Below are 13,444 nucleotides of genomic sequence, written 5' to 3'. Positions count from 1 at the left end.
GGGCGCGCGGCGGGGCCTGCCGCGCCAGGCCGACCTGGTGACCGACGCGGTCGCCGCGTACCTGCGACGGTTTCCCCGGACCACGGTCGACCGGCGGTGGCTGGCGCAGGCGGACGCCCTCGGGGCGCAGGTCTGGTGGGCGGACGACGCCAGGTATGTCGACGCGCTCGTGGCCCGCTGGCGGCTCGACCGGGTGGCCGTACTCGATCTGGTGTTGGGCCTGCTCGCCATCCTGGCCGCGCTCCCGCCGATCGAGGTACTCGTCCCGCCGCCCGGGTCCGCCGCCGCACCCGTCGCCGGGCCGGGATCGTCCCGGATCGACACCCGGCTGCTGGACCGGGTACGCGCCCTGCTGGCCAAGGCGGAGTCGACGACCTTTCCGGCCGAGGCGCAGGCGTACACCGCCAAAGCGCAGGAACTGGTCACCCGGCACAGCCTGGACGAGGCGCTGCTGGCAGCGCGGAGCGGTGACGCGTCACCGGTGGTGCCGTACGCGCGCCGGATCGGCGTGGACCACCCGCACGACGGGGAGAAGGCGTCCCTGCTGGCCGCCGTCGCCAAGGCGAACCGCTGCCACACGGTCTGGTCGCCGGAACTGGCGTTCAGCACCGTCTTCGGGTTCGACACCGACATCGACGCGGTGGACCTGCTCTACACCTCGCTGCTGGTGCAGGCGCACCAGGCGATGGCACGGACCGAGCCGCCGGGCGGTAAGGCCGGTCGGAGCCGGCTGAAGGCGTACCGTCAGTCGTTCCTGGTGGCTTTCGCCGACCGGATCGACGAACGGCTGACCGCCGCGGCGCAGGTCGCGTTGGCGCAGGTCAGCGATCGGCGAGACGGAAACGACGCGAGCGACCTGCTTCCGGTGCTCGCCGCGCGGGACGAGCAGATCCGCGAGACCATGCGGCGGGTCTTCCCGGACACGGTCCGGTCCCGGGCCATCCGGGTGGACAGCCGCGACGGTTGGGAGTCCGGTCGGCAGGCCGCTGACCGCGCCTCCCTGCCGTCCGACACCAGGCGGTGACGGGATGTCCCGCCCGTCCGAGCCCACCGCACCCCGTTGGCACAGCAGGTGCAGGTTCCTGGCCCACACGCGTCGGTCGACCGCGGGCGGTTCTGGCGACAGGACGACCGTCCGCACCGGGTCACGGCGCGGACGGTCGCCTCGCGATCAGCTCCCGAAGGTGCCGATGTAGAGCAGGCGGTTGGGTGAGCCGGCTCCGGGGTTGACGACGACGTTCGGGGTAGCGGCGGCGACGATCGCCGCGTTCACGGTCGCCGGCGACGCCGACGGGTTGTTCCGCAGGTAGATCGCGGCGGCGCCGGCCACGTGCGGGGCGGCGAACGAGGTGCCGCTACCGGTGTACGTGGCGGTGTTGCTGGTCCGCCACGCGGCGGTGATCGACACACCCGGGGCGAACAGGTCCAGCGCGGTGCCGTAGTTGGACCAGGTCGGCCGGGTGTCGGTGCGGTCGGTGGCCCCGACGGTCAGCGCCTCGGTGACCCGGGCCGGTGAGGTGCCGGTGGCCGGTACACCGGAGTTGCCCGCGGCGATGGCGTAGGTGATGCCCGCGTTGATGGATCGCCGGACCGCAGCGTCGAGGGTGGTGCTGGCGCCACCGCCGAGGCTCAGGTTGGCCACCGCCGGCCGGGTCGCATTCGCGGTAACCCAGTCGACACCCGCGATGACACCGGCCGTGGTGCCGGAACCGCTGTTGTTGAGCACCCGGACCCCGACGACGGTGGCGTTCTTGGCCACCCCGTAGGCGCTCCCGGCGGCGACCGAGGCGACGAAGGTGCCGTGCCCGTTACCGTCGTCGGTGTTGTAGTCGTTGTCGACTGCGTCGTAGCCGTGCACCGCCCGGCCGCCGAAGTCCTGGTGGCTGATCCGGACTCCGGTGTCGACCACGTAGATCCGCACCCCGTTGCTCGGACCGTAGGTGAACGACTGGTTCAGCGGCAGGTTCCGCTGGTCGATGCGGTCGAGACCCCAGGACGGCGGATTCGGCTGGGTCGCCAGCGCCTGTACCCGCTGGTTCTGCTCGACGTAGGCGACGGTCGGGTCGGCCGCCAGCCGACGGGCGGCCCGCTCGGTGAGGGTGGCGGAGTAGCCGTTGACCGTCCGCCCGTAGAGCCGGTCGACCTGGCCACCGCCGTACCGGGTGGTGACACGCTCCGCGCCGGCACGGGTGAGCTGCTGCCCGTCCTTGAGTACGACGATGTAGCTGCCCGCGACGGCGGTCGGCAGGTCGGCGCCGAGAATGGTGCCGGTGACCGGCGTGGCCGCCGCCGGGTTGACCCCGGCCGTGGCGAGTAGTGCACCCGCGAGCGTGGCGGCGCCCAGAATACCGAGCCGGCGGCGGGTGGCGAGGTGGGTGAGCCTCACGTGGCTGCTCCTTCCTGGGCCGGCCGTGGCAGCGGCCGGCGCATGCCGCACACAGTCCAATTTGGACGACGGTGCGCGGTATCCCTTGTGATGCACCGGGTTCGATGCGACACCCAGGCTAGGGAAGGATGAGCCATCGATGGTTGCGGTTGCTTTAGGCTTCTGTTGCCGGCTTGCTCCAGCCGTAACGAAACGACCTGTGACAGGTCAGGTCGCCCGGCCGGCGGAGACGGTCGTCTGGTTGCCGACCATGAGACGTCCCGGCGCGTCACGGTCAGGGGCGGCCGGGGTGGCCGCATCGCCGGGGTGGTGCGGCGTCCAGGGCGGCTCACGCAGCGCAGGACAGTGTTCGGCGGTCGGATGGTTCGCGATGTCGATCATGCGGTCGAGGGCGTCGCGGGCGGCGGCGAGGTCGGCCATGGCGGCAGTGATCCGGTCACGTTCGACGGCCAGCAGCGCGAACGCCTCGCGCGATCCGTGTCCGGCGTCGACGTAGGGCATCAGCTGCAGGATGGTCCGGCTGGGCACACCGGCGGCGAAGAACTGTTGGATCAACCGGACCCGTTCGACGGCTGATTCGGGATAGGTGCGCTGGCCCCTGGGGGTCCGCTCCGACGTGAGCAGACCCTGCTCCTCGTAGTACCGCAGCGCTCGCGTGCTCACGCCGGAGCGCCGCGCGACGTCACCGATCCGCATCCACGTCCTCCTTCGGCTTCGCAATCCGACTTGCCCTTGACGTCAACGTCAGCTTTTACCGTAGTCGACGTCGGGCCGGACACGGTCCCACCCCATCCCGAGATGACCAGGCAGGGAGCACGGAACCCATGAACATCGCCGACCAGATCGCCCTCGTCACCGGATCCAACCGTGGAATCGGCCGCCAGTTCGTGCTCGAGTTGCTCGAACGCGGAGCGCGCAGGGTGTACGCGACGGCCCGTCGCCCCGAGAGCCTCGGCTTCGCCGACAGCCGCGTGGTGCCGCTGCGACTCGACCTGCTCGACCACGAGTCCGTCGTCGCCGCCGCAGCGGCCGCGCGGGACGTCACGCTTCTCGTCAACAACGCCGGCATCGCCACCGGCGCCCCGCTCGTCACCGGTGAGATCGCCGAGGTCCGCCGCGAGATGGACACGCACTTCTGGGGCACCCTCGACGTGATCCGCGAGTTCACCCCCGTACTCGCCGCGAACGGCGGTGGCGCGATCGTGAACGTGCTCTCGGCACTGTCGTGGTTCGCCGGCCCGGGTACCGGCGCGTACTCCGCCGCCAAGGCCGCCGAGTGGAACATGACGAACGGTGTACGCCTCGAACTGGCCGCCCAAGGCACTCTGGTCCAAGGCGTACTCCTCGGTGCCGCCGACACGGACATCACGGCCGACTACGACGGACCCAAGATCGACCCTCGTGACGTCCCGCGTCGATCGCTCGACGGGCTGGCCGCCGGGTCGATCGAGGTGATCGTCGACGACTGGACCGCGATGGTGAAGGCGTCCCTCGCCGACGACCCGGCCCCGTTCTACACGCGGGTCACCGAGATGCTGGGCGCCAGCTGAGCTACCCGGCTCACCTCACGGAACAAGGATCGTCTTGCCCCGGATGCGTCCGGCCTCGGCGTCGCGGTGCACCGAGGCCAGGTCGGCGAGAGGACGCGACGCAGCGATGTCGAGACGGACGGCCCCGGCGTCGACCAGGGCGACGAGGGCGCCGAGGTGACGGGTGTCGTTGCGGGCCACGAAGCGTACTGCCCTCACCGCAGACCCGGCGGGTGCCGTCAGCGCGCCGGCGGCGGACACGACGACGCCTCCTGGGCGCACCAGCGACATCAGTGCCGCGGCGTGCCCGGCACCGACCACGACGACGTTGACGATCACGTCGACCGGGGCATCGAGCGCGTCGCCGAGGGGCGTGTTCGTGTAGTCGACGATCTCGTCGGCTCCGAGGTGACGGACCACTGCGGTACTGCGCGGGCTGGCCGTGGCGATGACGTGGGCACCGACGTGCTTGGCGAGCTGGACCACGAACCCGCCGACGCCACCGCCCGCTCCGTTGACCAGTACCCGTTGCCCTGGAGTGATGCCCGCGTGCGCGAACACCGCCTGCCAGGCCGTGACACCGGCGATGGGGATGGCGGCGGCGTGCGGGAGGGGAACGGTGGTGGGCGCCGCCACGACGGTGTCGGCAGCGGCGGTGACGAACTCGGCCGCGGCACCGCCCGTGTCGAGCCGTCCGACGACCCGGTCGCCCACGGCGAGGGTGTCCACACCGTCGCCGAGCTCGACGATCGTGCCGGCGACATCCCCGCCGAGGGTGTACGGCAGATCCAGCGGGAAGACGGCACGCAGCAGTCCCCGGCGCAGCCCGATGTCGGACGGATTGAACGAGGTCGCGGCGACCGTGATCAGCACCTCGTTCCGGCCCGGCGTCGGGCGCGGCACGTCCTCCTCCCGGATGACCGAGGCATCGCCGTACTGGTGGATTCGCATGGCTCTCACCACTCGAACCTATGGCGGCACCCGAAGACGATCCATGCTCTGTAGTCCCCCATTCATACTCGATCGTCCTCGCGGCGATATCCTGGCCCCGATGGACGTACTCAGCGACGTGATCACGGTCATGCGAGCCGGCCGGCCGCGCTCCGCGCGGATCGCGTGGTACGCCCCGTGGGCGCAGCGGTTCGCACCCGTACCCGGCTCCGCCGGTTTCCAGATCGTCCTCCAGGGGCCGTGCTGGCTCATCGCACCGGACACCGACCCGGTGCCGCTTGCCGCCGGGGACATCGTGTTCCGGCCGCACGGTCCGGGCCACACGCTGGCCGACAGCCCGACGACCTCACCCACCGCGCCCGCCTGCGACCCGAACGACCCTGGCCTGTCGCGCTACGTCTCGGACGTCGGCGACGCCGCTGCCACAGTTACCCTGTGCGGCGCGTACGAACTCGATCCGGTCCATACGCATCCGCTGCTCGACGACCTGCCCGCGCTCATTCACCTGCCCGCGCACCTCGGGCGACACCCGGAGCTACGCGCCACCGTGGACCTGCTCGCCAGCGAACTGGAACGGCCCCGCCTCGGCACCGACGCCATCATCCCGGCACTGCTCGACACCCTGCTGCTGCACATCCTGCGTGCCTGGCTCGACCGCAACCCGTCCTCGCCGACCGTGGCAACGGGCTGGGCGGCGGCACTCACCGATCCGGTCACTGCGGCGGCGTTGCAGGCCATCCACGGTGACCCCGCGCGACCATGGACCGTCGCGGCACTCGCCGCCGAGGTGGGGCTGTCCCGAGCACCGTTCGCGCGCCGTTTCACCGCGATGCTCGGCCAGCCGCCGATGGCCTACCTGACCTGGTGGCGGATGACCACCGCCGCCCGGCTTCTCCACCAGTCCGACACGCCGCTGCGCGGCATCTCGGAGCGAGTCGGCTACACGTCGGAGTTCGCGTTCGCCGCCGCTTTCAAACGCCGGTACGGCACCTCCCCCGGCAGATACCGCCGCGCCGGGCGGTAACGACAGCGGTCCGCGGACGTGCGTGCGGACGTCAACGCGTCCACCAGGATGCCCCCGTTCCGATCCACGACGCCCAGAGTGTGGAACCACGGCTGTTCTCGTTCAGCTCCAGCGCCTGCTGCACGACGCGCAAGGCGTCACGCCCCGACGCCGGTCACCGCGCGGTGGGAGCGGATCCGATCGTGACCACGCGCGCCCACTCCGGCGGGGAGTCCGGCCGGTAGTCCGGGTCGTCCTCGTTCCACCTGACGGCGCGGTCGAATCGCCCGACGACGGTACGGCAGGGCGGCCGCGAGTCCGGCCAGGGCGTCTGCCCGTCGGTCAGCACCACGATGGCGTCCGGGCGTGGACTCTGTCGAAGCGCGCGGACGAAGCCGGTGCGCAGGTCCGTACCACCTCCACCCACCAGCGGGATGTCCTCGGCTCGGCACATCGCACGGACCACTTGCGCCGACGCGTCACAGGGCAGCACGGTGACCAGGTCACGGCGACCGCCGACGGACCGGACGATCGCGGCGACCTCGAGCAGGGCCGCGCCCAGTTCGAGATCGCTGACCGAACCGGAGGTGTCGATGATGACGCAGACCCGTGGAGGCCGACGCCGCAGCGCCGGCATGACCACACCAGGCATGCTCGCGGAGCGCCGCGACGGCCGGCCGTAGGTGTAGTCCTCGCCCACGCCCGCTGCGGAGACCGCCGAGCGGACCGCCGCTCCCAACAGGTCCCGCCACGGTTGTGGTGGATGGAATGCCTGTTCCGCCCACCGCCGCCAGCCCCGGGGGGCGTTTCCCGGTCGGCCGGTGATGCCCTCGGCCACCCGGAATCGCACGGCGTCGCACTCATGCGGACTCAGCGCGGGTGCGCCGTCCGGTCCGAGATCCCAGTCCCGGTGCCGTCCGTCGGCACCGCTGCCGCAGTCCAGCCACGCCCAGTCCTGGGTACGCGGCCCGAGTCGGAACTGTCGCAGGTAGTCCTCCATCAGCTGCCCCTCGGGCAACAGCAGATGACTCGGTTCGACCGCACCTGCGGGACGGGCCAGCCCGTCGCCGAAGACGTCGTCGTTGATCTCGCAGTCTGCGGCGATGTTGATCCGCAGTCGCTCCCCCGGCCCTGTCAACTCGCGCGTCCGGGCCACCCGGTCGCCGCGTCCATGGTGGTCCCGCAACAGATGTGACACCTCGTGCACCCAGACACCGGCGAGTTCCTCCACGGAGGTCCGGTCCACGAACGCCGGTGAGACGTAGCACCGCCATCGCGGGTCCACCGCCATCGTCGGGACCCGTCGCGATTCGACCACGTGCAGAGCGAACAGCGCCGTCGCCAGATAGGGCCGGACCCGGACGGCGTGCAGCCGGGCGGTGAACAACTTGTCCCGGTCCAGCGTTCCGGCGCTCACCGAGCGGTCCCTGCGGCGGCCGCGACTCGGGCCGCCGCCTGGTCGGCCCGCCGGGACAGGGACACCACCCCGGTGAGCCGATCCATCGCGGCGGGTACGTCCCAGTCTTCCTGGCGGAGTCGGGCGAGGGTGGAGGCGGGTACGACCACCAGGTCCGGGGCGCCGGTCTCCAGCGCTCCGGCCAGCAACTCCCAGGCAGCATCCCAGCGGGCTCGCTCGGGACGCCGCCGCACCGCCTCCACCACGGCGTCGAGGACGCTCTGGCGCAGGTCGCCTCGCTGCGGCAGGACAGCGGCGGCCGGGTCGGCCAGCAGGGACTCGGGATCCGGCAGGTCCATCCGATCCATGCTGGCCAGGAGTTCCAGTCCCGGGCCGTCGCCCACGGCGCCTCGGACCAGCATCGACAGGACGTCCCGGGAGACGTCGGCCGCCGTCGCGAAGGCGAGCAGGCGCAGGGCCATCTCCCAGCTGCGGGGCGACGGCCACGGACCACCACGACCGGTCTCGTTCGTGGGCAGCCGGTGGACGAGGGCCGGGCGGGTCGACAGGAGTCCGCACACCGCACGACGGGCGAACGCGACGGCCTCCGACAGCCGCTGCGGATCGAGTCGGGGCATCGTCGCCCGAGGCCACGTGCCTCCGAGGCCACGGACGACGACCTGCTGGTCATGGGTCCACTGCAGGTGGACGAAACGGTTGGCCAGCGGTGCGCTCAGTTCCCAGCCGTCGGCGGCCGAGGACCGTGGATTGGCGGCGGCCACGATCCGCACCTCGGCCGGCAGGTGCAGGCTGCCGATCCGCCGTTCGAGCACGAGACGCAGCAACGCGGACTGCACGGCCGGCGGGGCGGTGGACAGTTCGTCCAGGAACAGCAGGCCGCGACCACTGCGGACCAGACGCACGGCCCAGTCCGGCGGTGCCATCGGGACACCCTGGGTCGCCGGGTCGTCACCGACGACCGGGAGTCCCGAGAAGTCGGACGGCTCGTGGACGCTGGCGATCACCGTGGTGAGCGGAAGGTCCAGGGTGGCAGCGAGTTGCGTCAGCGCGGCGGTCTTGCCGATTCCCGGTTCACCCCAGAGCAGCACCGGCAGGTCGGCGGCCACGGCCAGGGTCAGTGCCTCCAACTGGGGGTCGTCGCGGGTCTCGGTGGTGGTGTCGCGCAACAGTGCGATGAGGTCGGCGGCCACGCCGAGTTGTGCCGCAGGTGCGGACTCCGCAGGGTGACGAGCAGGCAGCATGTGAGATCACCTTGAGATCGTGACGGGCCGGCCGGGAGCCGGATGGGGGCAGTCCCGCTGGTCAGCGGGGGATAGCGTGACGTGGGTGGGAGCGCCGGGCGCGTTTGGGCTGCCAGTCTCGGACGCTGGTGCCGGGCCCGCGTCCGGTCAGCCCGGCGCGGAACAGGCCGTACGTGATCCGGCGCAGGGCGGCGTTGTCCAGTTCCTGCCGTAGCTTCCCGTCGGGCAGGAGCGCGTCCGGCCCGAGTAGCGCCTCGACGGCAGCCAGCGCTCCGGCGGTGTCGCCGTGGTCCAGGCGAGCGCGGATGTCGGGAAGGGACTCCGGTCGGCGACACGCTTCGTCGATCGCCTGTAGGCAGGGCAGCGGGGTGCCGGTCAGCGCGACCAACAGTCCCTCCCGGTGAACTTCAGCCGGGTCGTGGTCGAGTGGTGTGAGAACGCCGTTCACCAGACCGATGCGGTGCCAGGCGCCCCGGCATCTCACGAGATGTGGTGACGCCTTCTGGTGCGGCGATGCCGGGGTACCGACCGTGGGATGATCGGGCGCGAGCGCGGAGGCCACCAGCGGGTGGAGGCGGTCAGCCTCGATCAGTCCCCGTTGCAGCAACTCCACGTCAGGCGTCATCCAGGTCGCCGCATGGGGCAGCACCGGCAACCCGGCGACACGACCGGCCCGTGGCGCTCCGACGATGTGTGCCGTGGGTGGTCGCGGGTCCGTTCCTGCCGGTGCGAGGTCCAGCAGCAGGCGACGTCGAGGACTGAGGCGTACCGTCACGGCACCGCTGGCGCCGCCCTCGACTTGGAGCAGCAGGGCCGCTTCGCCCGCCCACTGGCGCACCGCGTAGCCGCCCTGCCCCAGCGCGTCCCATGTCGGGTCAGCGCGCATCGGGTGGTCGGTGTCGGAGACGTCGCGTCGGGCGCCCGACCGGATCCTCAGTTCGTCGGCACGGCGTACGTCCCACAGGTGACGGTGCAGGTCGAGGCGGAACCGACGGTCGGGGCGCGGATGCGGGTGAGCGCAGTCGCGCCCGGCGCGGGAACCGGTCCACAGCGCCAGACCGATGCGCTGGCCCGCGTCCGCCCAGGCCGGTGGCGTCCGTGCGACGAGGTGCACCGGCTCGGCGTCGGCGTGGTCGGCCGGACCGTATCGCGCCAGCGAGATGGTCAGGCCCGGACGCAGCAACCCGTCGGGGGCGATCCTCGGCATGTGCCAGCGCAACAGGTCAGGTGCGAGGTGCCGGAGGTCAGCCCGTATCCGGGCGGCCAGGTCACGGCCATGACGGTGCACGACGGCCCGTAGGTCCAGGTCGACGTCGACTCGGGCGGCAGCGCATGCGCCAGCCCAGTCGCCGACGAGACGACGCGCGGTCGCAGCTTCGATCATGGAGGGCGGTACGGCGTACTCGCGTACCCGACGCCAGAGGGAGAGGCGGGAATCCGCATTCGCGGCCTGGGAGCGCATCAGCACTCACCTTGCACGAACGGGACCCCCAATCTGCGAGGAGGATTCATCGCGGCGGAGCATAGCGCCATGCCGTGACCCACGCCAAGGCCCTGAGGGCGCTGCGTCGGCAGTAAGACCGTGGAACAGGAGGTCAGAGGCCGGGGACTGTGCTCCGAGTTTTCGTGGTGGACGACATACCGCCTGCGGCATCCTAGGAAGTCATCCTGGTTCGCGCATCCATGAAGGGCCCGCCATGGGACCGGCGAACGATATGCGGAATCGTTGGACGTCCCGCCTCTTCACCGGGTGTGATGTGGCGGACCAGTGCCGCCCTCTCAGGAACCCGTGCCTCAGGTCTGGGCGTCTCGGAGGGCTGACGGGTCGCTCATGACGCGCCTGCCACGAGCAGGGCAAGCACCTGCCCGAGCAGGTTGTTGGTGACGTGCACCGCGACGGCGGGCCAGATGGAGCCGCTGCGGCGGAACACTTCGGCGGCGACCAGGCCGACGACCAGGGCGGTCACGAAGACGAGGTTCAGGCCGTGCATCAGCGCGAAGATCAATGAGCTGCCGACGACACCGACGACCGCGCCGTAGCGCAGCAGAGCCGTGGTGACGATCCCACGGAACAGGAACTCCTCGCCGATGGGCGTCAGGACCGCCAGGAACAGGAACGACAGGATCAGCGTGAGGATCCCGCCACCGGCCGCGTCGAGATACGGCTGCTGGATGTTCTCGGCAGGTCCGGTGAGGTAGTAGACCGCGGCGGCGACGATCCGGGAGACGACCAGGGCGACCAGGCCACCCGCCACCCCGATCAGCAGCCAGCGGCCGGTCGTCGGACGGACACCGAGGTCGCTCCAGTTCGTGGAGCGGATGCGCGCGGCGGCGGCGAACGCGATGAGACCGGCGACACCCGAGAGGGCGGCCAGAATGAGGCCGGACGTGACCGGGCTCAGCCCGTCCGCGGCTCCGGTCCGGTCGAGGGCGATGGGGAGTCCGTAGCCGACCAACGCCATGACGGCCAGCCCGACGAGGATCTCCGGCCAACCCGGCCGCTTCGTCTGCACCACCGTGTCCACCGCCATCGCGAGCCTCCACTGTGTATCTGGACTGAGCCGAGGCAGATAGTTGCCTTTCTTGTCCTATCCCAAACCGAACGATTCGGACCTTGCCGAGTGTGCCGTCGAGCAACGTGCTGCGGGCGGGACCGTACGGCGGCCATGGTGGACAGTAGGCTTCGATTCAGGGCGATCGGCCGTGAACTTCGATCGACTCGCGGGCGTAGTAGGCAGCGGATTCCATGACGAGGAGGGTCGCTGTGCAGGTGACGTCTGGCGCCGACGCCATCCGTCGGATCGGCAACCTGGCCGCGTCCCTGTCCAGGCGCCTCGTTGCCCGCTACCGCCGGCTGGACGTGCGACTGCGTCGGGCGGTCGCGATCACGGCAGTGCTCGCCATGCTCGGGGTCTCCGCCGTGGCGGCCAGCATCGGCACCGCCACCGCCGAGCCGGCCGTCCTGGTCGGCAAGGACGTGCCGGCCGACCAGGCGACGGCGATCGTCGCCGCGGCACTGTCGTGCCCCGCGCTCACCCCGGCGCGCCTCGCCGGTCAGGTGATGGCGGCGTCGGGTTTCGAGGCCAACCAGCGCTCCGCCGCCGGAGGGGCCGGCGTGGCCGCCCTCACCGAGGCGACGTGGCAGCGGTGGGCCCCGTGGCCGCAGGCGCCCCGGCTGGACGCCGCCGCCAACATCCTGGCCCTCGCCCGGCACATGTGTGACCTCGTCGGCCAGGTGCGGCACGCCGGTGTCAGCGGCGATCCGTGGCGGTTGGCGCTGGCCGCGTACCACTCCGGTGCCGACGCGGTCCGCGCGGCCGGTGGGGTGCCGGCGTCCGCCGAGGACTATGTCGCGACGGTCGCCGCCTATGCCGAGGGCTACGCCGGGCGGCCGGACCTGGCGGTGACCGTCGAGCCGACTCCGCCGCCGCGTCCGGTCGAGGCCGCGCCGACGCCGGGTACCGCGCCCCGACCGGTACCCGCCGCTTACCTCGACCTGGTGCTGGCCGCCGGGAAGGTCTGCGCGACGGTGACCCCGGCCCGGGTGGCGGCGCAGCTGATGGCGTCGTCGGGCTTCAACCCCAATCTGCTCGGCCCCAACGGCGGGCAGGGCATCGCGCAGTTCCTGCCGGCGATCTGGGCCCGGTACGCCGCACCGTCGGCCTCGCCGTGGGACCCGACCGTGGCGATCCCGACCCTGGGACGGGCGATGTGCAGCCTCTCCGGCGAACTGGCCGGCCTCGGGACGGACCCGTATCCGATCGCGTTGGCCGCCTACCACTGGGGCACGACGGTGGTGCAGCAGGCCGGTGGTGTGCCGGACGCGGCCGGACTCCGCGATTTCACCGGCATGGTGCTGGCGTACGTCGAGCACTACACGCGGGATGCGCGGCTCGGTGCGCCCCCGGCCACGCCGACCGCTGGCCCGAGGTCGGGTGGCCCGTCGGCACCGCCGCTCGCCGACGCTCCCCCGCCCACCCCGCCGGCCGCACCGACGCCGGATCTGCCGACCCCGGCCCGGGCGACCCCGACGCGTACGACGCCGCCGCCGGCGACGACCGCGGCCAGCTACCCCGGACGTCCGATGATCGGTTGGGAGAACCGGTGCGTGGAGGTGCCGGGGGCCAGGTCGGTGGATGGTGCCCAGTTGCAGATGGCGCGGTGTGTCTCCGGCAACGTCGGCCAGAAGTGGTCGTTCAGCAAGGGCACGATGATGGCACTCGGCAAGTGCATGGACCTGGCCTGGGCGGGCACCACCGACGGCACGGCGATCCAGCTCGCCGACTGCAACGGTGGCTGGGCCCAGCAGTTCCGGCTGACCAGTGCGGGCGACATCGTCAATCCGCACACCGACAAGTGCGTCGACATCCGGGACTGGGGCACCCGGCTGCAGTTGTGGACCTGCTCGGGTACGGCCAATCAGAAGTGGCGTCGGGGCTGAGTCTCAGTCGGTCGGCGTGGGGGTGACGGTGTCCAGGCGGGCCGAGACGACCGGGCCGCCGTCCATGCGGGCGACGGTGAAGAAGGTCAGCTCGGCGAGGGTCGCGTCGAGTTCGCCGCTGACCTCCTGCGCGCCGGGCCGGCCGTCCCACTCGACCACCTCGTGGGTCTGTCCGTCACGGGTCACTCCGAAGAGTCGGTAACGGATGCCGGTCTCCAACCCGACGACACTGGCGACGATCGTCGACCGGCCCTCGGTCTCGGCGATCGAGACCGACAGGCGAGCCGAACCACCTCCCACGCCTTCGGCGGTCGCCACGCCGACCGGGGTGACCACCGTCGGCTCGCCGGTCAACCGGGGCAGCCCGACGGCCAGGCCGCCGGCGAGGATGACGGTCGCGGCCAGTGCGCCGGCAGCGAGCCGTAGTCGGCGGGAGAACCGGCGTCGGGTGGTGGCCGGGCGGGCGCCTCGGGGAC

Annotated in this window: 12 protein-coding genes; 4 read left to right on the top strand and 8 right to left on the bottom strand. The window is 71.7% G+C overall.

Annotated features, from left to right (window positions below; all coding sequences use genetic code 11):
• On the top strand, positions 1-1,024 hold a 1,024-nt coding region (locus tag EYA84_RS14450; RefSeq protein ID WP_131053561.1), incomplete at its 5' end, for a DUF2786 domain-containing protein.
• 147 nt (positions 1,025-1,171) lie between these two features.
• Here the strand turns inward: EYA84_RS14450 and EYA84_RS14445 are convergent.
• A complete protein-coding gene (locus EYA84_RS14445; RefSeq protein ID WP_131053560.1) occupies positions 1,172-2,386 on the bottom strand; it encodes a S8 family peptidase in 1,215 nt (404 codons plus the stop codon).
• A 207-nt stretch (positions 2,387-2,593) separates the two neighbouring features.
• A complete protein-coding gene (locus EYA84_RS14440; protein WP_131053559.1) occupies positions 2,594-3,082 on the bottom strand; it encodes a MerR family transcriptional regulator in 489 nt (162 codons plus the stop codon).
• Between the two features lie 128 nt (positions 3,083-3,210).
• Here EYA84_RS14440 and EYA84_RS14435 point away from each other — a divergent pair, with 128 nt between their 5' ends.
• Positions 3,211-3,936, top strand: coding sequence for an SDR family oxidoreductase (locus EYA84_RS14435; protein WP_131053558.1), 726 nt, complete (start codon positions 3,211-3,213; stop codon positions 3,934-3,936).
• A 15-nt stretch (positions 3,937-3,951) separates the two neighbouring features.
• On the opposite strand, the gene EYA84_RS14430 is transcribed toward EYA84_RS14435, so the two are convergent.
• Positions 3,952-4,866: an NADP-dependent oxidoreductase gene (locus EYA84_RS14430; RefSeq protein WP_201272389.1), complete on the bottom strand. Its 915-nt coding sequence runs from the start codon at positions 4,864-4,866 to the stop codon at positions 3,952-3,954.
• Between the two features lie 100 nt (positions 4,867-4,966).
• Here EYA84_RS14430 and EYA84_RS14425 point away from each other — a divergent pair, with 100 nt between their 5' ends.
• Complete coding sequence (locus EYA84_RS14425; RefSeq protein WP_131053556.1) at positions 4,967-5,890, top strand: AraC family transcriptional regulator; 924 nt, start codon at positions 4,967-4,969, stop codon at positions 5,888-5,890.
• A gap of 154 nt (positions 5,891-6,044) precedes the next feature.
• On the opposite strand, the gene EYA84_RS14420 is transcribed toward EYA84_RS14425, so the two are convergent.
• The 4 genes from EYA84_RS14420 to EYA84_RS14405 form a co-directional block, all read right to left on the bottom strand.
• Positions 6,045-7,286 carry a VWA-like domain-containing protein gene (locus tag EYA84_RS14420; protein ID WP_131053555.1) on the bottom strand — a complete coding sequence of 414 codons (1,242 nt, stop codon included), beginning with the start codon at positions 7,284-7,286 and terminating at the stop codon, positions 6,045-6,047.
• Positions 7,283-8,527 carry a MoxR family ATPase gene (locus EYA84_RS14415; RefSeq protein ID WP_131053554.1) on the bottom strand — a complete coding sequence of 415 codons (1,245 nt, stop codon included), beginning with the start codon at positions 8,525-8,527 and terminating at the stop codon, positions 7,283-7,285. The genes EYA84_RS14420 and EYA84_RS14415 overlap by 4 nt, the downstream gene beginning before the upstream one ends.
• Before the next feature lie 61 nt (positions 8,528-8,588).
• Positions 8,589-9,989, bottom strand: coding sequence for a hypothetical protein (locus EYA84_RS14410; protein ID WP_131053553.1), 1,401 nt, complete (start codon positions 9,987-9,989; stop codon positions 8,589-8,591).
• 367 nt (positions 9,990-10,356) lie between these two features.
• Entirely contained in the window at positions 10,357-11,058 is a 702-nt protein-coding gene (locus EYA84_RS14405; protein WP_131053552.1) for a CPBP family intramembrane glutamic endopeptidase, read from the bottom strand.
• 233 nt (positions 11,059-11,291) lie between these two features.
• Between EYA84_RS14405 and EYA84_RS14400 the strand changes: the two genes are divergently transcribed.
• The gene (locus EYA84_RS14400; RefSeq protein ID WP_131053551.1) at positions 11,292-12,968 is read left to right on the top strand and encodes a ricin-type beta-trefoil lectin domain protein; all 1,677 of its coding nucleotides are present in this window, start codon (positions 11,292-11,294) and stop codon (positions 12,966-12,968) included.
• A 3-nt stretch (positions 12,969-12,971) separates the two neighbouring features.
• On the opposite strand, the gene EYA84_RS32480 is transcribed toward EYA84_RS14400, so the two are convergent.
• Positions 12,972-13,444: hypothetical protein (locus EYA84_RS32480; RefSeq protein ID WP_161594970.1), on the bottom strand; the 473-nt coding region annotated here is incomplete at its 5' end.

The sequence above is a fragment of the Verrucosispora sp. SN26_14.1 genome (assembly GCF_004307965.1).
Classification (GTDB): domain Bacteria; phylum Actinomycetota; class Actinomycetes; order Mycobacteriales; family Micromonosporaceae; genus Micromonospora.
The sequence above is the reverse complement of the archived record's forward strand: the minus strand, read 5'-3'. Positions and strand labels throughout refer to the sequence as shown.